The sequence below is a fragment of the Neolewinella xylanilytica genome (assembly GCF_002934605.1).
GTDB lineage: Bacteria > Bacteroidota > Bacteroidia > Chitinophagales > Saprospiraceae > Neolewinella > Neolewinella xylanilytica.
The window spans coordinates 979,226-1,001,451 of sequence record NZ_PTJC01000006.1 but is presented as its reverse complement, the minus strand read 5'-3'; the positions used below and the strand labels follow the sequence as shown (position 1 = coordinate 1,001,451).

21 protein-coding genes are annotated in these 22,226 nt (G+C 59.3%); 15 read left to right on the top strand and 6 right to left on the bottom strand.

Annotated features, from left to right (window positions below; genetic code table 11):
* Positions 1-190 precede the first annotated feature (190 nt).
* From CLV84_RS13490 to CLV84_RS13460, 7 genes are all read left to right on the top strand, one after another.
* Complete coding sequence (locus CLV84_RS13490; protein ID WP_104420314.1) at positions 191-1,291, top strand: dipeptide epimerase; 1,101 nt, start codon at positions 191-193, stop codon at positions 1,289-1,291.
* Positions 1,288-2,670 (top strand): class II fumarate hydratase, encoded by a 1,383-nt coding sequence (fumC, locus tag CLV84_RS13485; protein WP_104420313.1) that lies wholly within the window; start codon positions 1,288-1,290, stop codon positions 2,668-2,670. The genes CLV84_RS13490 and fumC overlap by 4 nt, the downstream gene beginning before the upstream one ends.
* A 700-nt stretch (positions 2,671-3,370) precedes the next feature.
* Positions 3,371-5,389, top strand: a complete 2,019-nt coding sequence (locus CLV84_RS13480; protein ID WP_104420312.1) for a BatA domain-containing protein — start codon at positions 3,371-3,373, stop codon at positions 5,387-5,389.
* A gap of 72 nt (positions 5,390-5,461) precedes the next feature.
* Positions 5,462-6,730, top strand: coding sequence for a dihydroorotase (locus CLV84_RS13475; protein WP_104420311.1), 1,269 nt, complete (start codon positions 5,462-5,464; stop codon positions 6,728-6,730).
* Positions 6,715-7,668, top strand: coding sequence for a glycosyltransferase family 2 protein (locus CLV84_RS13470; protein ID WP_104420310.1), 954 nt, complete (start codon positions 6,715-6,717; stop codon positions 7,666-7,668). The genes CLV84_RS13475 and CLV84_RS13470 overlap by 16 nt, the downstream gene beginning before the upstream one ends.
* The gene (locus CLV84_RS13465) at positions 7,661-8,104 is read left to right on the top strand and encodes a nucleoside deaminase (RefSeq protein ID WP_104420309.1); all 444 of its coding nucleotides are present in this window, start codon (positions 7,661-7,663) and stop codon (positions 8,102-8,104) included. Before CLV84_RS13470 ends, CLV84_RS13465 begins: the two co-directional genes overlap by 8 nt.
* Before the next feature lie 80 nt (positions 8,105-8,184).
* On the top strand, positions 8,185-8,718 hold the full coding sequence (locus CLV84_RS13460; protein WP_104420308.1) for a hypothetical protein: 534 nt from the start codon (positions 8,185-8,187) through the stop codon (positions 8,716-8,718).
* On the opposite strand, the gene gmk is transcribed toward CLV84_RS13460, so the two are convergent.
* Both gmk and CLV84_RS13450 read right to left on the bottom strand, forming a co-directional pair.
* Positions 8,715-9,296, bottom strand: a complete 582-nt coding sequence (gene gmk / locus CLV84_RS13455; RefSeq protein ID WP_104420307.1) for a guanylate kinase — start codon at positions 9,294-9,296, stop codon at positions 8,715-8,717. The two genes, CLV84_RS13460 and gmk, sit on opposite strands and share 4 nt — an antisense overlap.
* A complete protein-coding gene (locus CLV84_RS13450) occupies positions 9,286-10,179 on the bottom strand; it encodes a YicC family protein (RefSeq protein WP_104420306.1) in 894 nt (297 codons plus the stop codon). Before CLV84_RS13450 ends, gmk begins: the two co-directional genes overlap by 11 nt.
* A gap of 230 nt (positions 10,180-10,409) precedes the next feature.
* On the opposite strand from CLV84_RS13450, the gene CLV84_RS13445 reads away from it, so the two are divergent.
* From CLV84_RS13445 to CLV84_RS13435, 3 genes are all read left to right on the top strand, one after another.
* Positions 10,410-10,724, top strand: a complete 315-nt coding sequence (locus tag CLV84_RS13445; protein ID WP_104420305.1) for an HU family DNA-binding protein — start codon at positions 10,410-10,412, stop codon at positions 10,722-10,724.
* Complete coding sequence (locus CLV84_RS13440; protein ID WP_104420304.1) at positions 10,725-11,546, top strand: tetratricopeptide repeat protein; 822 nt, start codon at positions 10,725-10,727, stop codon at positions 11,544-11,546.
* Positions 11,547-12,203: 657 nt separating this feature from the next.
* On the top strand, positions 12,204-13,757 hold the full coding sequence (locus CLV84_RS13435) for an Rne/Rng family ribonuclease (protein WP_104420303.1): 1,554 nt from the start codon (positions 12,204-12,206) through the stop codon (positions 13,755-13,757).
* Positions 13,758-13,817: 60 nt separating this feature from the next.
* On the opposite strand, the gene mscL is transcribed toward CLV84_RS13435, so the two are convergent.
* Positions 13,818-14,237 (bottom strand): large conductance mechanosensitive channel protein MscL, encoded by a 420-nt coding sequence (mscL, locus tag CLV84_RS13430; RefSeq protein ID WP_104420302.1) that lies wholly within the window; start codon positions 14,235-14,237, stop codon positions 13,818-13,820.
* A gap of 66 nt (positions 14,238-14,303) precedes the next feature.
* On the bottom strand, positions 14,304-14,735 hold the full coding sequence (locus tag CLV84_RS13425) for a DUF4293 domain-containing protein (RefSeq protein WP_104420301.1): 432 nt from the start codon (positions 14,733-14,735) through the stop codon (positions 14,304-14,306).
* 67 nt (positions 14,736-14,802) lie between these two features.
* Here CLV84_RS13425 and CLV84_RS13420 point away from each other — a divergent pair, with 67 nt between their 5' ends.
* A complete protein-coding gene (locus tag CLV84_RS13420; protein WP_104420300.1) occupies positions 14,803-16,800 on the top strand; it encodes a peptidylprolyl isomerase in 1,998 nt (665 codons plus the stop codon).
* 6 nt (positions 16,801-16,806) lie between these two features.
* Positions 16,807-17,517: a deoxyribonuclease V gene (nfi, locus tag CLV84_RS13415; protein WP_104420299.1), complete on the top strand. Its 711-nt coding sequence runs from the start codon at positions 16,807-16,809 to the stop codon at positions 17,515-17,517.
* On the opposite strand, the gene CLV84_RS13410 is transcribed toward nfi, so the two are convergent.
* Positions 17,488-18,435, bottom strand: coding sequence for a T9SS type A sorting domain-containing protein (locus tag CLV84_RS13410; RefSeq protein ID WP_104420298.1), 948 nt, complete (start codon positions 18,433-18,435; stop codon positions 17,488-17,490). The genes nfi and CLV84_RS13410 overlap by 30 nt on opposite strands.
* 127 nt (positions 18,436-18,562) lie before the next feature.
* Here CLV84_RS13410 and CLV84_RS13405 point away from each other — a divergent pair, with 127 nt between their 5' ends.
* Positions 18,563-19,759 (top strand): M20 metallopeptidase family protein, encoded by a 1,197-nt coding sequence (locus CLV84_RS13405; protein ID WP_245911512.1) that lies wholly within the window; start codon positions 18,563-18,565, stop codon positions 19,757-19,759.
* On the opposite strand, the gene CLV84_RS13400 is transcribed toward CLV84_RS13405, so the two are convergent.
* Positions 19,728-20,660: an SMP-30/gluconolactonase/LRE family protein gene (locus CLV84_RS13400; RefSeq protein WP_104420296.1), complete on the bottom strand. Its 933-nt coding sequence runs from the start codon at positions 20,658-20,660 to the stop codon at positions 19,728-19,730. The two genes, CLV84_RS13405 and CLV84_RS13400, sit on opposite strands and share 32 nt — an antisense overlap.
* Positions 20,661-20,754: 94 nt before the next feature.
* Here CLV84_RS13400 and rsmA point away from each other — a divergent pair, with 94 nt between their 5' ends.
* Both rsmA and CLV84_RS13390 read left to right on the top strand, forming a co-directional pair.
* On the top strand, positions 20,755-21,543 hold the full coding sequence (gene rsmA / locus CLV84_RS13395; RefSeq protein WP_104420295.1) for a 16S rRNA (adenine(1518)-N(6)/adenine(1519)-N(6))-dimethyltransferase RsmA: 789 nt from the start codon (positions 20,755-20,757) through the stop codon (positions 21,541-21,543).
* Between the two features lie 154 nt (positions 21,544-21,697).
* The gene (locus tag CLV84_RS13390; protein WP_104420294.1) at positions 21,698-22,162 is read left to right on the top strand and encodes a hypothetical protein; all 465 of its coding nucleotides are present in this window, start codon (positions 21,698-21,700) and stop codon (positions 22,160-22,162) included.
* Positions 22,163-22,226 lie beyond the last annotated feature (64 nt).

Genomic DNA, 22,226 nt, shown 5'->3' with positions numbered 1-22,226 from the left:
TACGCTACCCTCCGAGGCAACGATAACTACTCGGTTAGGGTAATTTGCACGCAAATGAAACACGGCTATGTGGGTCGAGATGGAAAGGATGCCAAGAAAAGACCGGACCTGCTCCCTTGCTGGACCCCGGAAACAGAGTTTTTCGTAGATCTATGCGCCATAACGGAGCTTGTTTCCTCAAATAAAAAGAATGACCGTTCGAGATATTACGCTATTCCCCATTCGCATTCCGTTGACGGAACCGTTTGTCATCTCCCTCGGCCCGTTCACCCATGCCGAGAACTTATTTGTACGGATTCGGAGTTCGGACGGACTTGAGGGGTGGGGGGAGGCGAGCCCCTTCCCCACGATCCACGGGGAGACACTGGACGGAGCAGTGGCCATGGCCCGTTATTTGGGAAAACGGCTAATCGGTTCTCCGGTAATCGATGCACCCGCGTACACCGCCCTATTCAACCGCGCCCTCCACGGAAATTTCGCCGTCAAATCGGCCTTTGACATCGCGTTGCACGACATCGCCGCCCAGCAGGCCGGCCTGCCGCTCTACCGCTATCTGGGCGGAACGGAAAACCATACGCTGTACACCGATTACACGGTGAGCCTCGGGACGCCGGAGGCGATGGTTGCCGCCGCCCGCACCGTTGCCCGACGGGGATTCCCGGTGATCAAAGTAAAGCTGGGTGGGGGCGCCGAAGCGGATATCGAACGGATCGCGGCCATTTCAGCGGCCGTAGGAGCGGATGTTCCCCTACGCATCGACGCCAACCAGGGCTGGACCTTCGAGGAAGCCAAACGGGCACTGCGGGGAATGGAGCGATTCAACATTCAGCACTGTGAGGCCCCGATCAATCGCTACGACTGGACCCGCCTGCCTGAATTACGGCGTAGCACGACCATCCCCCTGATGGCCGACGAGAGCTGCTGGAACGAACAGGACGCGCGACGGCTCACCGAGATCGACGCCGTGGACCGGATCAACATCAAGCTCAGCAAATCCGGCGGCCTGTACACCGCCGGCCGGATCGTCGATACCACTACCCTACCCCTGCAGGTGGGTGGATTCCTGGAGTCCAGACTGGGTTTTTCCGCCGCCGCCCACTTCGCACTAACTTCTGATCGTATCGCTTTCTACGACTTCGACACCCCGCTCATGTTTTCGGAGGACCCGGTGGAGGGGGGCATCACGTACGGACCGGGGGGCGCCGTAAGCGTCCCGGAGACCCCGGGGCTCGGCGCCCGGCTGCGGCCGGAATATCAATTACCTTCGCTCCCACAAACCATCATAGCATGAAGACCCGTCAGGAAAAAGACAGCATAGGAACCATCGACGTCCCGGCCGACCGCTACTGGGGAGCCCAAACGGAGCGCAGCTTCACCAATTTTGAGATCGGCGACCAGCGCATGCCGTTGGAAATCATCCGCGCCTTCGCCATTCTAAAAAAGGCAGCGGCCCGCACCAACGTCGCGCTCGGCGTTCTCGAGCAAGAAAAAAGCGACCTTATCGGGCGGGTGGCCGACGAGATCCTTGCCGGTGAACTCGACGATGAATTCCCCCTGGTGGTCTGGCAAACCGGCTCGGGCACCCAGTCGAACATGAATGTGAACGAAGTGATCGCCAACCGCGGACACGTCCTCTCCGGCGGGTCGCTCAACGACGCGAAGAAGGCCCTCCACCCCAACGACGACGTCAATAAAAGCCAGTCGAGTAACGATACCTTCCCCACCGCCATGCACATTGCGGCGTACGAGATGGTGGTCAGCAACACCATCCCGGGCGTGGAGCAGTTGCGGGATACCCTGCGGGCTAAAGCCCGCGAAATGGAGTCGGTGGTCAAAATCGGCCGTACCCACTTTATGGACGCTACCCCCCTGACCCTGGGCCAGGAATTCAGCGGCTACGTCAGCCAGCTGGACCACGGCATCAAAGCACTGAAAAGCACCCTCGACCACCTGGCCGAGTTGGCACTGGGGGGAACGGCCGTCGGTACCGGACTCAACGCGCCGGAAGGCTACGACGTCAAGGTGGCCGCCGAAATCGCCGACCTGACCGGCCACCCCTTCCGCACCGCGGAAAATAAATTCGAAGCCCTGGCCGCCCATGACGCCATCGTAGAGGCCCACGGAGCGCTAAAGACCCTGGCCGCCAGCCTGACGAAGATCGGCAACGACATCCGGATGCTTTCGAGCGGACCGCGATCCGGGATCGGCGAGATCATCATCCCCGCCAACGAACCGGGCAGCAGCATCATGCCGGGCAAAGTGAATCCTACCCAGAGCGAAGCCCTGACCATGGCCATGGCCCAGGTGATGGGTAACGACGTCGCCATCAACATCGGTGGCATGACGGGACACTTCGAGCTCAACGTGTTCAAGCCCCTGATGATCTACAACTTCCTGGTGAGCGCACGGCTGATCGGCGACGCATCCCGCAGCTTCGACAAGAACTGTGCCGCCGGTATCGAACCCAACCGCAATCGCATCAAGGAGCACCTCAACAACAGCCTGATGCTGGTCACCGCCCTGAATACGAAAATCGGATACGACAAGGCGGCGACCATCGCCAAGAAAGCCTACGCCGAAGACACTACCCTCAAGGAAGCCGCGTTGGACCTGGGTTACCTTACGGCGGAGGAGTTTGATGCCTGGGTCAAGCCGGAGCTTATGATTTAGTCTTTTAGTCGGGTAATTCTTTAATCGGGTAGTCTGTTAATTCGTTAGTCGGGGAGTCTAGGCGTTTCAGTTTGCAGGATGGAACGGGCGGCGCGCGCAGGAGCGGTGTAAGTTTTCCGCTTTCGAGCCTGCTGCCGAACCGGTCAATAGCAGGGACTAGGGGACGCTGCTGCTCCAATCGATTGGACGATTAGCAGCCTTAAAGACTGTTCCAATAAAGTGTGTCTACCTTATTCACTGACACACACCGTTATTATGCCTGAGGAAAAGAATGAAGCCCGGACTTTTGAGTCGTTGTTGCGGGACCCGGATCAGTTTGCTAAGAGCTTGTTTGGGTTTTCCGAGCCTGGTCGAAAATGAGGCAATTGGCAGACCGGTGAGGAGAATCCAAACAAGCTCTAAAATGAAACCACCCCCTTACTCGCGACGTCCCCTGCTGGAAGAAGGTGGCGATTTTGCCGAAGCCTGTCTTCACCTGGCAACAACCGCAAATCAACCGGTCGAAGCATCCAGCACCTTACCTTCCTTAAAGCCTGAAAGACTACCGACTAAAAGACTAACGAACTACCCGACTAACAGACTAACGAACTAAAAGACTAACAGACTAAAAGACTAACGAACTACCCGACTAAAAGACTAAAAGACTAACGAATTAAACGACTCCCCCCTAACTAAAAGACTAAAGAACTAAAAGACTACTATGTCCTTCCTTTACCCTTCCTTTCTCTGGGCGTTGACCCTGGTTGCCGTGCCGGTGATCATTCACCTCTTTTATTTCCGGAGATTTCGCAAGGTGTACTTCAGCAACGTCCGTTTTCTACAGGAGGTGAAAGAAGAGACGAGTATGCGCAGTCGGCTCCGGAATCTGCTGGTCCTGCTGCTGCGTTGCCTGGCGGTGATCGCACTGGTGATTGCCTTCGCCCAGCCATTTATCCCCGTGAATGAGGGCATCTTGCAGGGCCGCAAGGCCATCAGCGTATACGTGGATAACAGCTTTAGCATGGCAGCGGAAAGCGACCGGGCACCACTGCTGCAGGTTGCCCGCGACCGCGCCCGCGACATCGTGGCCGCCTACGGACCGGAAGACCGCTTTCAGGTGCTGACCAATGCCTTTAGCGGCCGCAACCAGCGACTGGTCGGCCAACAGGAAGCACTGGATGCGATCGACGAGATACGAGCGAGTCCGGAAAGCCGTCGATTGAGCCGCGTGGTCGACCGACAGACGGCCGTGCTGAATACCGGCAACGTCGAAAACCGCATCAGCTACCTCATTTCGGATTTTCAACGCAACATTACAGACCTGGAAGGCTCCGACACCACGCTCGCGATTAACCTGGTGCCACTCAAGGCCGTACAGGAGCGGAACGTGGCCATCGACTCCGCCTGGTTCGATGCACCCGTTCCGCAACTCAATCAAAACAACTTGCTGCTGGTGCGCGTGCGCAACTACGGTGATGAAAACCTCGACAACGTTCGGCTTAGCAGCAGCTACCTGGGCCAGAACAAGCCGGAAGGGACCCTCGGGATTCCAGCCGGGGGCAGTATCGTCGATAGTGTCTACCTAAATATCAGCCAGCCGGGTTCGGGATCGGCTCAGCTACGCATCACCGATTATCCGGTGGAATTCGACGACGTCTACGAACTGGCATTCCGAACCATCGACCGGGTTCGGGTCCTGCACATCGACGGCGACAACCTCCCCGACCGCAACCTCAGCGCAGCCCTGCAACTGGGCGTCTTCGAGGCAACCACGGTCAACGCGCAGAACATTGACTACGGTAGCCTGGGGAATTACGAACTGCTCATCCTGACCGATCTGACCTCCATGGCCAGTGGCCTGGGTGAACAACTCCGGCAGTACCTCCGCAACGGCGGCAACGTCCTGCTCTTCCCACCCACCGGGGTCGACCTGACCAGCTACAATGCTTTCCTTTCCGCCCTCCCGGCCGACGAGCTGGAACCCTACCAGGAGCAGTCGCGGGAAGTCAGCGGACTAAACGACGAGGAATTTATTTTCGAGGGCGTATATCAGGGTCGGCAAAACGCCCTGAATTTACCTGCCACCCAGGCCAACTACCCCCTGACCCGCTACGGCAGCCGGCAACAAGAAGCACTGCTTACGTACCGGGATGGCAGCACCGCGCTGGCGAAATACACCATTGGAGACGGTAATCTTTACCTCAATTCGGCTCCCCTCGACGCCGAGACCAACAACCTGGGCCTGAACGCGGAAGTCTTCATTCCGATGCTTTATAAGATGGGCATCAGCAGCGGACGACGTCGCCCCCTGGCCTACGTAATCGGCCAGGACGAGGTGATCGAAACCAGCCGCCGCCAATCCTCCGCGGAAATCGTCTACAAACTTCGTGGCCCCGGCGGGGAATTCATTCCTCAACAACGGACCATCGGCGGACGCGTGGCCCTCAGCCTGGGCGGTCAGGTGCCGGAAGCGGGCGTTTACGAGCTGGTCATCGACGAGGAAACGGTGGAATCCTTCGCCTTCAACTACGACCGCACCGAATCGGACCTCACCTATTCGACCGATGCGGCATTAGCGTCCATTCCCGGGGTAACGGTACTGGACGCCAACTCCCAGGCAGCGCTGGTGGACGACATACGGGAACGCACCGAAGGAAGGTCGCTCTGGCGCTACTTCATCTGGGCTACGCTCATTTTCCTCTTGGCGGAAGCCCTGGTGTTACGCTTCTGGAAAACCTGATTTAGTCGATCAGCCGGTACTGCCAGGTATACGGTACGTCCATTTACGGCGAAATGATACCTTTGCCCCGCCATGCTCCTTCGCTCCGTTCATATCACCGACCCCGACAGTCCGTTTCACCGCAAAACCGTTGACGTACGCGTCGTTGCCGGGCAAATCACCGAGGTCGGGAAATCCCTGGAAGCCGCAGCTGACGAAACGGTGTTCGCCCGGGAACACGCCCGCCTCTCCCCCGGCTTCGTGGATATCGGAGCCTATCTCGGCGATCCGGGCCACGAAGAAAGGGAGGATATTCAAAGCCTCATCGCTTCGGCGCGAGCCGGTGGATACGTTGCCGTGGCCGTACTGCCGAACACCTCCCCGGTGCGGCAAACGGTTGCCGACATGGCGTACCTCAACGCACGCAGCCAGACCGGGGAGGTTGACCTGCTGCCGCTCGCCGCACTCAGTCACGAGACTAAGGGCAGCGACCTGACGGAAATGATGGAGCTGAACGAGGCCGGCGCCATAGCCTTTACGGACGGCCCCGGACGATCGCTAGCCGGCAGTCTGCTAAAACGGGGCCTGGAATACGCAAAGGGCTTCGGCGGACTCGTAATGGACAGCCCCTACGACAGCGACTTGGCGGAAGACGGACAAATGCACGAGGGAAAGCACAGCGTTCAGCTCGGATTACAGGGCATACCGACCATATGTGAAACGATTCCGCTACGCCGGGCGCTCAGCATCCTCACCTATACTGAAGGTCGCTTACTGCTGCACCTTGTTTCCAGCGCGGAATCCCTCGAACTGATCCGGGCTTATGGCCTATCCCCGGAAAGGCTGATCGGCTGCACGGTAGGCGCCCACCACCTCAGCTTCACCGACGAGGAACTTTCCGACTTCAATCCGAACTTCAAGGTGATGCCGCCGCTACGAAGTGCCAGCGACCGGGAAGCGCTGCGCCGGGGCGTTCTGGACGGTACCATCACCGCCATCGTCAGCCATCATCGTGCCCGGCACGGAGAGGAGAAAGACCTGGAATTCAGCTACGCCGCCTTTGGTGCCCTGGGCCTCGAAACGGCCTTCCGCCAGCAACTGAGCTGGGTTGACGGAGAGGATGACATAGATCGGGTGGTAGCCGCGCTCACATCCGGACCACGCCGCCTCCTGGGCCTTGAGCCGGTACGGATAGCCGTCGGCATGCCGGCCTCCCTTACCCTCTTCACGACGGCCGGTTCGGCACGCTTTACCGCGGGCGATCTACAGGGGAAGACCCGCAATAGCCCCCTGATCGGCCGCGAACTGCCGGGCCGTATCCTGGCGACCATCAACCACGACCGCCTATGGACATCAGCGTAGTCGTTCCCTTATTCAACGAGCAAGAATCCTTGCCCGAACTGACGGCCTGGATCGACCGCGTCATGCAAGCCAACGGCTACAGCTACGAGGTCTGGCTGGTAGACGACGGAAGCAATGACGATAGCTGGCAGGTCATCACGGCACTGGCCGCTCGGAATGACTGCCTGAAGGGAATCAAATTCCAACGGAATTACGGTAAAAGCCCCGCCCTCAACGTAGGGTTCCAGTACGCCGCCGGCGATGTCATCATCACCATGGACGCCGACCTACAGGACAGTCCGGATGAAATTCCCTTCCTGTACCAGATGGTAATGGAGGAGGGCTACGACGTCGTTTCGGGTTGGAAGAAAGACCGCAAAGACCCCCTCGGTAAAACGCTGCCGTCCAAATTCTTCAATTTCGTCACGCGCAAGGTCAGCGGCATTCGTCTCCACGACTTCAACTGTGGCCTGAAGAGTTACCGCCGCAACGTGATCAAATCGATCGAGGTATACGGCGACATGCACCGCCACATGCCCTTACTGGCGAAGTGGGCCGGCTTTCGCAAAATCGGTGAAAGGGTAGTCGAGCACCGGCCACGCAAGTACGGAACGTCGAAATTCGGCCTGAGCCGGCTGATCACGGGCTTTCTCGACCTGCTGACCCTGATGTTCGTCGGAAAATTCGGCAAGCGACCCATGCACCTCTTCGGCACCATCGGCACCATCATGTTCCTGATCGGCTTCGTCGCTTCCATCGTGATCGGCACCACCAAGGTGTACGCCCTGGCGAATAACATGCCCATGGTGCTGGTCACCAACAACCCCTGGTTCTACATCAGCCTGACCACGATGGTGATGGGAACGATCCTCTTCGTGACCGGCTTCCTGGCCGAACTGGTCGCCCGCTCCAACCCCGATCGCAACCACTACCTGGTAGAAACCGTACTGGATGCTTGAGATATACGACGATGCCTACTTTATGCGGCAGGCCCTGGCCCAGGCCCGACTGGCCGCCACCATCGGAGAAATTCCCGTTGGTGCGGTGGTCGTATCGCACGGACGTATCATCGCGCGGGGCCACAACCAGACCGAGCGGCTGAACGACGTGACGGCCCACGCCGAGATCATCGCCCTCACGGCCGCGGCCAACCATCTGGGCGACAAGTATTTGCGCGACTGCACCCTATACGTCACGTTGGAACCCTGTCCGATGTGCGCCGGAGCGCTGGCCTGGGCCCAACTCAGTCGGCTGGTGTACGGCGCCAGCGATGACAAGCGGGGCTTTATGCGTTTCGGCCGGGAATTGCTGCACCCGAAGACAAAACTCGAGTTCGGGATTTTGCACGACGACTGTGCGGAACTCATGACCGGGTTTTTCCGGGGTCGGCGTTAAACTTGGCTTAATCCGACCGGCCACCGCACCTGCGCCCCGGCGCCCGACGTATTATTGATTCCCAGCAGAGATGGCTATTTATGATCCGTATCCTCACCCTACTTTCCCTTACCGTTCTGGCTCTGAGCTCCTGCGGTCCTAAACTCAGCCCCTTCACCCAGCGCCTCTACGAGGAGCAGGGTTGGGAAGAACAGGACCTGCGCCGCATCCAGTTCTATCTTTCCGAAGACGTGGTGCTGCAACGGGAGCTGCGCAGCGGCAACTCCCAGATCCGCAACGGAACGGTGCGGGTGATCAACGGCCGGGACGTCGAACAGGTGGTTTTTCGGCGCAACACCCCTGGCGTCTTCATCTTCAGTCCGAAAACGCAACGGGTGGCGATCTCCTTCGAAGACGACAACGACAACTTCCTGGTTTTCGGCCCCAACCCCAAAAACGGCGATCGGTACACCCTGCTGGCCAGCGACTGGGAACGCGACAACGGGACGATCACCTACGCGGGGCGGGATTGGAAAGTGAGCAGCGCGGATGCCTTCGCGAGCTTGTTGATCCCCCTCAAGCGGCTCCGGGAGGAAGACCGCCGGGGCCGGGTGGTCGGCGGGCGTAAAATCTAGTCGGCCAGGAAGTCGCGCGTGATCAGCTCGGCCTCCGCCAGGGCGGTTTTCAGATCGTCGTTGACCAGTACCCGGTCGAAGGAGGTGGCATACGCCAGTTCCTCCCCCGCCCGCTCGATGCGGACTTTCAGGCTTTCCTCGTCTTCGGTGCTTCGATCGCGAAGCCGCTGAAAAAGTACCTCCCGGGTGGGCGGCGCCACGAAAACGGCGAGGCTGTCGTGGGGATAATGCCGCTTAATGGTGGTAGCCCCCTTCACTTCGATATCGAAAACGACCGTACGGCCCGCGGCCCAGATGCGGTGCACTTCGGAGTGGAGGGTGCCGTAAAACCGACCGGGGTAAACCTCCTCGTATTCCACGAAGGCGCCCGCTTCCACCTCCCGTGCGAAGGCTTCTTTACTCAAAAAGTAGTAGTCGACGCCGTGTTCCTCTCCCCGCCGGGGCGGGCGGGTGGTGGCGGAGACACTGAAGGCGAGTTCGCCGAATTTCCCGAGAAGGTGTCGGACGATCGTGGTCTTGCCGGCACCGGAAGGAGCGGTAAAGATGAGCAGTTTTCCTTGGGGGGGCTCAGGCAACATTGGCAAGCTGTTCTTTGATCATCTCGAGGTGCTCCTTCATGTTGACGACCAACCGTTGCAGGTCGGCGGAGTACGATTTGGCGCCGAGGGTATTGATTTCCCGGCCCAGTTCCTGGCTGATGAAGGTGAGCTTCCTTCCTTTAACGTCGTCTTCGTTCTCGAGGATTTCGAGGAAATAATCGCAGTTCTGGGCGAGACGGACCTTTTCCTCGTTGATGTCCATCTTCTCGAGGTAGAAGAGCACCTCCTGCTCGTAGCGGTTCTTATCCACGTTGGCGCGGCCCAGGTATTCGGCCAGGTGGCGCTCCATGCGCTCGCGTACGGCGTCGATCCGCTGCTCGCTGTAATCATCCACGCGGGCCAGGAGTTCCAGAATACTCCGGACGCTGCCGCTGAGGTCTTCGGATAGCACCTGCCCTTCCTGCTGCCGGTATGCGAGCAGCCGTTGGAGGGCATCTTCCACCGTGGCCTGGATGTTCTCCCAGTCGTTGGCGGCCAGCTGTCCGGCACCCGTTTCGATGATCCCGGGGGTACGCAGCAGGGCGGGTACGAGGCCGTCCATGGTATGCTCGGGCAAGGGGCGGCTGCCGTAGGTGTTGAGGCGGAAATAGACTTCGTGGCTAATGGCGGCGAGCAGGGGCAGGTCGACCTTCACTTTACCGGAGCCGGCTTCGTCGTCGATGTCAACGGACATTTCCACCTTACCGCGCTTGGTGGCGGCGAGCACCGACTTGCGCAGTTCCAATTCGTGGGCTTGTAGATTCAGGTTGGTGCGCAGCCGAAGGTCGCTCTGTTTGCTATTGAGCGCCCGAAGTTCGGCGGTGTAGGTTTTGCCGCCATCGGTGCGGGTAGCGCGACCGTAGCCGGTCATGGAAAGGAGCATGGAGGGGTCGTTTTCGGAAGGTGCGAAGATAGGCGGAAAAGGCCAGGGGGCGCCGGGGCGCGGGTGCGAAGGCCGTAAATCCGGGAATACGAAGGACCGCAGAACGACCGACACCTCTATAAGTGACTGATTTTAAAAGAAATAGTTCCTGGCATTGGGCAGAACCGGCGGAAAAAGCAGATATTTGCACCGCTTTTGATAACCCGGGTAACGGGAACAAAAACTACAGAATGAGAAAAGCTGATTTAGTGGCAAATATTGCCGACAAGACCGGCATCGCGAAAGTCGATGTGCTGGTCTCGCTGGAAAGTTTCTTCAAGGAAGTGAAGGGTAGCTTGGCCGAGGGGGAAAACGTCTACATCCGGGGTTTTGGCTCCTTTGTGGTTAAGAAGCGCGCCAAAAAGATCGGCCGCCACATTCAGGAAAACCGGGCCATCGAAATCCCGGAGCACTTTATTCCGGCCTTTAAACCGGCCAAAATATTCGTCGAACAGGTCAAGGATAAGGTTTCCGACCTGCCCGATGATGAAAGCGACTACGACTAGATGCGAAAAACACAGTGGATTGCCGCCGGTATCGCCTTCGTACTCCTGCTCGTCACCTATTGGGGGTGTCCGGTACGTCCGCCCGAGATGGAAGACGGGTTCCAGCGGGGGCCCGTGCAGGCTACCGGCATCGAGTCGCTGATTCGCGAAGCCCACGCCGATCTTTCCCCGGCGGCGGCGGCCACGATCAGTACCCTGGAAAGCCGGCTGGAGGGGCAGGACGACGATAGCCTACGCGTCGACCTGTTACAGCAGCTCGCCGGAGAGTGGTACCGGGCGGGGCAGCCGGCCATTTCCGGTGCCTACGCGGCACGCATCGCCGAAATCAAAAATACGGAAGACGCCTGGGCCATCACCGCCACCACGTTCAGCCTTTGCTTGAAACAGGAAGGCATCGACGATAAGGCCCGGCAATTCTGCAGTGCCGAGGCGGAAGCGGCTTACCAGGCGGCTATCAGTCTCAACCCCGACAACCCCGAGCACCGCATCAATCTGGCGGTGACGTACACCGATAATCCACCGCAGGACAATCCTATGAAAGGTATCCTGATGCTACGCGAACTGGAGGAACGGTATCCTGACAATCCGCAGGTGTACATCACCCTGGCACAGTTGGCCATCCGCACCAATCAGCTCGACCGCGCCGCCGAGCGGCTGCGGAAGGCGGACGAGCTCCAGCCCGGCAACCCCGACGTGGTTTGCCCCCTGGCGAAAGTGTACGAGAATCTAGGACAAGCCGAGGCGTCGGCGATTTACGCCCGAAAGTGCGGCGAGCTGCTGGAGCGGGCCAGCGACGCGGGTACCGGTTCCGTCAGCGGTTGACGACGGTCTTTTTGAAGCTGGTATTCCTTTTTACCTTACCTTTGCACACTAATGCCCGCCCGAAGCCTTCGGATGGACAACTTATACCCTTCCCAATTTGTATTAATTGGTGAGTGCTGTACTCAATTTTACTAACATAAAAACGAATTACTATGCCGTGTGGAAAAAAACGGAAACGTCATAAAATTGCAACCCACAAGCGGAAAAAGCGCCTGCGCAAGAACCGCCACAAGAAGAAAAATCGCTAGTCTTTAGTCTAGCATCATACCCTGCGGCCGGTAGCATTCCACTGATGGTGCTGCCGGCCGCGCCCGGTATAGAAAGCCGCATTTGCAATTTCTGTCTGTTCCCCCTTATGCTAAACTAACGGCCTGTCTCTTTTGGCCGTTCAATCACCCGCCTGCCTGAGGGTTAACCCATTTTAGTTGTCGCATTGATGGCCTTAAGCCCGATGTTGCCGCCAAGACATTTCCGCCACACGTAGTGGCGCGATCGACCGAGCAGAGCACCTTTTCTACTCCCTTCCGGGATGCAGGCCATGCAAAACCTTTCTATTCCTGAATAGTGGTATGTCTTAATTGACCGGATGCACCCGCATCCCTCCGCCAACAATACCCGGCGGGGGGAATTCGTGTATCTACGTAACCCTGTTGAACAGTGGAAAAAGAAATGATCGTCTCGAGCACGGGCAAGGAAGTTGAAGTTGCCCTGCTGGAAGACGGAAAACTGGTGGAAATTCATCGACAGCGATCCACCGACCAATTCACCGTAGGGGATGTGTTCCTAGGGCGTGTCAAGCGCGTCACGGCTCCCCTTAATGCCGCCTTTGTTGACATAGGCCATAAAAAAGACGCCTTCCTACACTATACGGATCTCGGCCCGAAAGTGAAGACCCTCCAGAAATACGCCGAACAGGCCGTCAAGGGAAAGTTGAAGACCCATAAGCTCGAGAACGTATCCCACGAGCCGGAGATCGTCAAGACCGGAAAGATCGACGAGGTCTTCACGAAAAAGCAGGTGGTGCTCACCCAGGTGCTGAAGGAACCCATCAGCACCAAGGGACCCCGCCTGAGTTGTGAAATCACCATTCCCGGGCGCTACCTGGTGATTACGCCCTTTAGCGAAGCGGTCGCGGTATCCAAGAAGATCAGCACCAGCGAGGAGCGCAAGCGCTTGCAGCTCCTCGTGGAAAGTATCCGGCCCGAGAACTTCGGCGTCATTGTACGTACCGCCGCAGAAGGAAAGGGCGTCGGTGAGCTGCTGGAGGAGATGGATAACCTGCTCGAAAAGTGGCAAACCATCGTCGACGGTGCAAAGGACGCCACCCCGCCGGCAAAACTGCTCAGTGAGGTAGACAAAACCACCGGGCTGCTGCGGGACTTACTGACCCCCGACTTCACCAAGATCGTAGTGGACGACAAAAGTCTGTACGAAACGATCAAGGACTACGTCAAGGATATCGCTAAGGACCGGCCTAATCTGGTTCAGTTCCATAAGTCTAGCAAGCCGATTTTCGACACCCACGGTGTAACCAAGCAGATTAAAAGCAGCTTCGGCAAGACCGCGACCATGGCCAGTGGGGCCTACATCGTGATCGAGCACACCGAGGCCATGCACACCATCGACGTGAATAGCGGCAATAAAATGCCCAGCCAGAACCAAACGGAGGCGGTACTCAAGATCAACCTGGAAGCGGCCGAAGAAATCGCCCGGCAGCTCCGGCTACGCGACATCGGTGGCATCATCGTGATCGACTTCATCGATATGCGCGACGCCGAGCACCGCAAAAAGCTCGCGCAAACGATGCGGAACGCGATGAAGAACGATCGCGCCCAGCACACCATCCTGCCATTGAGCAAGTTCGGGCTGATGCAGATAACCCGTCAGCGCGTCCGCCCCGAGGTCAAGATCACCACCGCGGAGAAATGCCCCACCTGTAACGGTACGGGTAAAGTCAATGCCACCATCCTCCTGACGGACGAGATCGAGCGCGACCTGAATTTCATCATGGAAGCGCGGCCCAAGGCCAAACTGAAGCTAAAGGTTCACCCCTACATTTCCGCTTACCTCAAGCGGGGACTACCGAGCGCCCAGATGAAGTGGTACATGAAACATTACCGCTGGCTGGACATTCAATCCGACAACGACTTCCCCATCACCACCTTCAAGTTCTACGACAGCAAGGACGATGAGATTAAGCTGCAGAGTTAGGGGGTAGTATGGAAGGGGGTAGTTCGTAGTACGTACGACTACCCCCTCCACACTACCCACTTACAACGGACGCTTGGCCAGCTGATCGCGAATCTGGATGAGGATGTCCTTCTCCGAAGGGCCTGGATCGGGTGCGGGTGCTTTGGGTACGGGCACGGCGGTCAACCGGTTGTAGCTGCGTAGGAGAATGAAGATGATGAAGGCGATAATCAGAAAGTCGATGACGGTCTGGATAAAACGGCCATAGCGGATTGCGGCACCTTCTTCCAATACATTTCCCTGAGCGTCGATCACAGGTTCCGATAACTCGATGGCGAGCTCGGAAAAATCAGCTCCTCCGAGGGCTAAGCCGATCGGGGGCATGAGCACGTCATTGGTGAAGGAGGTTACGATGGCGCCGAAAGCTCCGGCGATAATAACGGCGGTAGCCAGTTCGAGCACGTTGCCCTTCATAATGAAGGCCTTAAACTCTTTTAACATCAAGCAGGGTGTGATGGAACCACGGTGGGCTCCGGGTGAGAAAATGTGCCCTGCTTCACCCGGTGTTTACCGCAATCGATCGGCACTACGGACCAGCTTTTCGTCTTTGCGGATATAACGGGAGGCCAGGACGGAAAATAAGACGGCCAAAATGGGTAAAGTCACACCTGGTTCCACGCCGGCTTCCTCGGCGGCGGTGTCCTGAATCCACAGCAGCGCTCCGTAAATGGCGTAGGCCATCGTGAGAAAAATGCCCACGTAGCACAAATTCATCTGCAATTTACGGTTGCGAAAGAGGAAAATAGCCAGAAATAGTACGATACCCGCGCCGATTACCCCGCCAATGAGGATCGGGCTGTCGTATACGTCGAACTGGGCGTCGGCGAAGACCTCGCTGGATACCACCGGGGCGGCCGTCTCGGCGACGTCGGTTCCGAAGAGCCCGAAGGAACAGATAGCGGCGAGCGCCAGAAAAATGGATTGAATGCGTTGAATCATCGTTGCGGGTTTGGGGGCGGCAAAGGTATTATCTTACAGCTTCTCTGAAATCTATTCCTTAGCCCGCATGCTTTACCGTTTTGTAGCCGCAATAGTTCTCACCTACGGCCTGTTCGCCTGCATCCCCCCCTCCGAGAAGGTGGTCGAGCAACCCGTGGTCATCGACCTCGCCGATCCCCGGCTGCAACAAATCTACGAGCTGCAGAACGAGCGGGCGGAAGATAGCCTGCGCCACTACCTGTCGGCACCCGAAGCCAGCCACCGCTACCTCGCCGCCCGCGCCCTGGGTAGTTTTCCAAGCCTCCAACCGGCCACCCTCGACAGCCTTGCCGCCCACCTCAACGACGATATGGCCGTGCGGATCGAGGCGGCCTACGCACTGGGACAATCGGGGGCGGCCCGGGCCGCAGGCTCACTGGCCCGCGCCTTCGACCGCACCGGCCGCTATCCGGCGTTTAATGCCACCGTGCTCGCCGCCGTCGGGAAATCGGCGGACGCCGCCACCGCGCGGCAACTGGCCGAGATCACCACCTATACGGTTGCCGACACCGCCCTGATGGCGGGCAGACTGTGGGGCATCTATTACGCCGCCCTGCGCGGGCACCACGGACCGGCCGCCGATGCCACCGTGGTGGACGTGCTAACGGATCCCCTCGCCGCACCCGCGCTCCGGCGCCCGGCCGCCCACTACCTGTACCGCATCGATGTCCCGTTGGATACCGCCACCGAGGGTCGGCTCCTGGAGTTGCTCCGGCGGGAAACGGACCCGGAGGTCAATATGGGCATCATCCGAAGTCTGGGCCGTACCGGCAACGCCACCGCCCGGGCGGGGCTGCTGCGGCACTACGAGACCGCGGAAGATTGGCGCCAGCGGGTAGAAGTACTCCGGGCATTGGAGGGGTTTGAATACGCGGCGGTAAGGGAATCGGTGCTCGAAGCCCTGCGGGACCGACACCCCCTGGTAGCCCGCACCGCCGCGGAGTATTTTATTAGCCAGGGTGAAACCGCCGACGCGCCTTTCTACCTGCAGCTAGCGGAGGATCAGCTGACCGACGAAGTTAGTACGCTGATGTACCGCGCGGCTAACCGCCACCTGGCCCCTTTCCTTACCGATTACCGCGACCGGATGAACAATGCCCTCCGCACGGCTTATGGTCAGGCCGTAGACTCCTACGCAAGAGCGGAAATCATACGGGCCCTGGGTGAGTTTCCCTGGATGTACCGCGTGCTGTATACTTACTACCGCGAAGCGGAATCGCCCGTCGAGCGTACGGCGACCGCGGAAGCCTTGCGGACCATTAGCGAGCGGGACGATTTCGACGCATTCTTCCGGGGAAGTGCCCGGCGGGTACGCTCCGAACTGGCCAATTATTTCCGGGAAATGATCGCAAGCGCCGACGACGGTCCGGCCTACCACGCCGCCCTGGCCATCGCTTCCGCGGCGGATACCTACCGACCGGTATACACCGATAGCGATTGGCTCGATACCGCTACCGAAAGTTTCACTCTGCCCCGACAGATCGAAGCTTACCGGGAAGTCGTGGCCGCCCGGAATGCGCTCCGGCAAACCGAGGGCGCTGTCCCCGAAGTAGGAAGCGGATCGGTCCGACAAATAGAATGGGCCCGCATTTCGGGCGATGCGGAATTGGTGGTCAACGTGGCTACTTCCGAAGGCGACATTCGCATCCGCCTTTGGCCGAAGGAGGCACCCGCTACCGTCTCCAGTTTTCTCGAACTGGTCGAAGGCGGCTACTACGACGATAAGCGCTTCCACCGGGTCGTCCCCAATTTCGTAGCCCAGGGCGGCGGGCCCCGCGGCGATGGGATGGGCGCCGAAGACTTTACCGTTCGGACCGAAACGCCTATGGTGCACTGGGACCGGCCCGGCTTGGTCGGCATGGCCAGCGCGGGAAAGGACACCGAAGGGGTTCAATTTTTCATCACCCATCGCCCCACCCCTCACCTGGACGGGAAATACACCATCTTCGGCGAGGTGATCGAAGGACAGGAAGTCGTGGACCGGCTGGTGCCCGGCAGTCCCATCAACCGCATCAGCCTTCGATAAGTGCCCATGGCCGAGTCGCTCGAACACTCCTGGCAACTTGATCCGAAAGACGCCGTCGAGCTGCAGCGCGAGTTGCGCACCCGTATCCGGTTGCAGCCACTCGATAAACCGATTCGGTTCATCGGGGGAGCGGACATCTCCTTCAATCTGTACTCCGATGTATTCTATGCCGGAATTGTGGTGCTGGACTATGCCACCTTGGAAGTCGTGGAAACGGCCTTCCACACCGAAACCGTCACCTTTCCCTACATTCCCGGCCTGCTCTCCTTTCGCGAAATCCCTACCCTGCTGAAGGCCTGGGCCAAGCTGGCAACCAAACCGGACGTCACGATGGTCGACGGCCACGGTATCGCCCACCCCCGCCGCATGGGCATTGCCACCCACTTCGGGCTGGTGACCGACTCCCCTACCCTGGGCTGCGCGAAAAAGGTACTGACCGGTCGGATTGCGCCGGTAGGTAAGGAAGCGGGATCCGTGAGCCCCATCATGGATAAAGAAGAATTGCTGGGCTACGCGCTGCGCTCCCGGCTACGGAGCAACCCGGTTTACATCTCACCGGGCCACCTGCTGGATCCGGAAAGCGCCCTGGCGATCGCCCGCCACTGCCTGCGGGGCTACAAACTACCGGAGCCGACGCGACGGGCGCACGAAGTGGTCAATGAATTTCGGCGTAGGGAAACCGCCGAATCATCGGATGAGGATAACCCTACCGGTTGAGCGCTCCCCGGCATCCGTAAGTAGATAAAGGTGGTAGAGTCCCGGTCGCAGGCCGCTCAGGTCCAATCGATTCTCCCGTATGGTTTCCTGCACAACCAGGCGGCCCTGACCGTCGAAAACCGATACCGCCACCCTCCCGGCTGACAAAGCGGGGAATTCAATGACCCCGGTGGTTGGATTGGGGTATAGCCTGATGGGGGAAGGAGCTTCACCAGAGGCCACGGATACAGTAAACTCATTGCAGTCATCTAGGCTTCGGAACAAGACCTCTCCGCCTCGGGCATAACATATCAGGACCGCGGGGCCCGCATCTACAACGCAACTCCAGGCCGGTTTCATAAATCCATAGACACTCCCGATACCCTCGATCCAGGTATCGATTCTGCTTCTAGGTGCCGACCCCGGCTGTTTACAAAGAAGTTGGTAGCGTTTCCGCCATGTCCCATCCGCTAGCCGGACGGAATCAATGCTTTCTACGTATCCACTATTGGAGTATCTACCAAAATCGGCGTACAATTCAGGGTGGGGGATCGTATCCCCCGCGGTTACAGAAAAATCGTAGAATACTTGTTCCTGCCCGCTGGGCATGCCGGCTTCGGGAGTAGTATCCACGATGAAAACCCGGCCGTCGGCTTCCCGTAGAAAGTAGGCGCTGCCGACGTAGCCAACACTATCCTCCAGGACGTTGACCTGTATATTTTGGTACCAGACGCCATTGATCTCGTTACTGTCCGGTGCTATGCGAATGCGGGTCACTCCACTGCGGTACTCATCTATCGTACCCCCGATACTCCAGACAGCGGACGTATCGAGAAACGCCACATTGGCAGCATGCAAACTGTCGGCTTGCGAAGACTGGGCAGCCAGGCTCGTCGATAGCAGGGCGAAAAGGAAGAAAAACAGGCTGGGTTTAGGCATTACGCTACGGTGTATTCCATACAAAATAAGCGATTACAGCGATCTGAGACAGGCTCGCCCGGATCAACGCCGATCCGCCACGTATGCATTGCGTAGGTTTACCGCCCGAATTAATCCCCCGCTAACCGTGTCCAAAGAACTCCGCTCCCGTGTTCGCGACCTGGCCGAAGAACATGCCCCCGCCACCCTGACGGATCGCCGTCACCTGCACGCTCACCCCGAGCTCAGCTTTGAGGAGCACGAAACGGTGGCCTACGTAGCCGGGCGGCTCGGAGAGATGGGCATCCCCTACCGCAGCGTGGCGGGTACCGGCCTCGTGGCGGAAATCGGGGGCGGCTCCGGCCCCACCCTGGCCCTGCGCGCCGACATGGACGCCCTCCCCATTCAGGAGGCCAACGACGTGGCCTACCGGTCTACCAAAGCCGGAATCATGCACGCCTGCGGCCACGACGTCCACACGGCATCCCTGCTGGGTGCGGCACGCATCCTTGCCGGCGTGCGTGACGAACTGAAGGGAACGGTCCGGCTGCTCTTTCAGCCCGGCGAAGAGAAATTGCCCGGCGGCGCTACGCTGATGATCCGCGACGGCGCTCTCCAGGATCCCGTTCCGGCCGCCATCTTCGGTCAGCACGTGCATCCTCCCCTGCCGGCCGGCACCGTCGGCTTCCGACCGGGGATCTATATGGCCAGTACCGACGAACTCTTCCTGACGGTGCGCGGCCGCGGCGGGCACGGTGCCATGCCGCATCAGTCGGTCGACCCCATCGTCATTACCGCCCAGGCGATCACCGCCCTACAGCAGCTGATCAGCCGCGAGAGCGACCCTACCCTGCCGGTGGTGCTCACTTTCGGCAAGATCGAAAGCGAGGGCGGGGCAACAAACGTCATCCCGAACGCCGTCCGCTTAGAGGGAACTCTCCGGACCCTCGATGAAAGCTGGCGGAAGGAACTGCACCAACGACTACGGCGCACCGTCGAAGGCATTGCCGCCGCCCTGGGGGGAAGCGCGGAACTGGAAATACGCCACGGCTACCCCTTCCTGAAAAACGACGAACCCCTCACCCACTGGGCGCAGTCGGCGGCCCGGGAGTTACTCGGGGCCGAAAAAGTGGTTGATCTACCCATCCGCATGACGGGGGAAGACTTCGCCTTTTACACCCACCACGTGCCCGCCTGTTTTTACCGCTTGGGGGTCGGCAGCCCCTCCCCCGTGCATACGGATACCTTCGACGTGGACGAAGCCTGTCTCCAGACGGGCAGTTCCTTACTGGCGTGGCTGGCGATGGAGCGACTCAGCCAACCCGCTGCTTCCAATTCAAAATGAGGTAAACCCCTTCGTCGGCCGTAACGAACAGGTGATCGTAGACGACCGCCAGGTTTACCGCCGTGCGGTCCAGTTTGATCTTGCCACGCAACTGTCCGTCTAGATCGGCAACGTAGACGCCGTCTCCGCCGCCGACCAGTAGCGAATCCTCGGTGGTTTGGCTACCGTCCGGCACCCCCTCGTCGGTGGAGAAGGCATAGCGGTGGTTGCCCAGAATGGTCCCCTTAGCGGGGTCGAAATCGAGGGCGTACACCCGGTGGCGGCGATCGAGGTCGACGGCGTCGTGGGCACCGTCGTCGCTGGTATCCGTTACGAAAAGAGTACGTTCGTCGGGACTGAGCGCCAGGCCGTGGGGCATTTCCAGCTCCCCCCGGTAGGCTACCGGATCGCCGTTCTTAGGTAATACGTAAAGCTGGGGCTCGAGGGAAGGCGGCGGCCGGAAGCCCTGCCGAAAGCCATAGTCGGGGTCGCTGACGATCACGTGGCCCACCCGGCTCTGGATCACCTTATTCGGACTGTTGAGCGGCATGCCGCCGTACTGGTCGAAGACCACGGTGCGCTGCCGGTCCGCGAACTCGATGCGGGAGATGCAGGCCGCCCGCTCCTGACTACCCTGTTCGGCAACGAGGAGGGCCAGCCCGTCGTTGGTCAGGCAAAGGCTGTTGGCCATGTTCGCGTCGCGGATCCAGGTTTGGGCTTCCAACCCCTGCACGGATTGCCTATCGAGGCGGGCCGACCAATCGCCGTCGCGCGCCAGGTCGAAGGCGCTGAAATCCAGGTACATCAGGTCGACGCGGGTTTCCTCCAGCTTTTTGGTGGTGGAAAAATAGAGGCGGTGCTGGCTGGCGACCCACACGCAGCCCTCGTGGGCGTCGCAGGGAATGAAATACGTATCCTTCATACTGCTAAATAGAGCGGGACGCGGCAGAGGTTCGTTGCGTCGGGGCGCGGGAGGGGATAAAGCCCACGAACTTCCTCCATTGTACCTTCGCAAGATGCGCGCCAAGAAGTCCTACGGTCAACATTTCCTTACCAACGAGCACTACGCCCGGCAGATCGCCGAAGCGCTCACCCTCACCGATACGTACGATCATGCCCTGGAAGTCGGCCCCGGCCAGGGCATGCTCACCAAGTACTTACTGGAACGGGAGAGCGCCTTCCACCTCAAGGTAGCCGAAGCGGACCGCGACATGGTAGCGTACCTGAACACCCACTACCCGCAGCTGGCCGATGACATCCTAGAAGGAGATTTCCTAAAGTTGCGGCTGCAGGAGGTGTTCGCCGGACAAGCCTTCGGGCTGATCGGCAACTTCCCCTACAATATCTCCAGCCAGATCCTCATCAAGCTGCTCGACAATTATACGCTGATCCCGGAGATGGTCGGCATGTTCCAGAAAGAAGTGGCCGACCGGGTGATCGTCGGGCACGGTACCAAGACCTATGGCGTGATCGGCGTGCTGGTGCAGTCGCGCTACGAGCCCTCCCTGCTGCTCAACGTGAGCCGGGGGAACTTCGCCCCGCCCCCCCGGGTGGAAAGTGCCGTGATCCGCTTGGTGCGCCGGGAAGAGCCCCTGATCGCCGACGAACACTACGGACTCTTCAAGCACGTGGTCAAATCCGCCTTCGGCAAGCGGCGGAAAATGCTCCGCAACAGCCTCAAATCCATTTTCCCGGCCGAGGCGATGGCCGACGACGCACTGTTCGAGCGCCGCCCGGAACAGGTGAGCCTCGATGATTTTGCGGCGCTAACCCGAAAGGCAGCGGGCCTCCAGAACGACAACTAGCTGATTGTCAGCAATCCATGCTGTATTCACCTGTCTAAACGGCCGTCGCAGGCAGGAACGGAAGCGGGCAAATCGTCCCGGGAGATCCAGAAAGGTGAATAGATATTTGGTGTATACGAAAGGGAGCGCATTTCCTCCCGGCAACACCAACAGTATGTATAAACACCTGAACACCCATTATTTCATTTATTTTCGAGCATGCCGCGCCGGACTCCAGGCGGACGTACGCCTGGGTTCGCCGCGGTTCTCCGACTGCCGGGGAGTCGGCATTTGCGCTATCCTGCTCGACGGCATTCCGGCCGCCCACGCCCACTGCCGGGATTGGTGCCAGGCGTACCTAAGCGTGGACGAACCGACCGGCCGGCTGCTGCTCCACTTCGTCCGATCGACGGTTTCGGAACGCAGTTTCGACCATCATTTCGCGAGTGGCTATCTGCAGCTGCAGGACCCCTTCCGGTTGCCGTCCGACGTGGCGCGCCGACTGGCGTTGACCGAGCGCGACAATATCATCGTGCCGGGCCGTTACCCGGTGCTCGGAGGCGAAGACACGCTGCTCGTTTCCTGCCGCCTGGCCATCCCGGTGGTTCGCTGCTTACCGGCCGCTACCAAGGTGGCCTGACGGTTTTATTGAAATTCTTTGCACCTGCGCTCCGGCGCCCCCCCCCCTTAGCGGTCCGGAACGA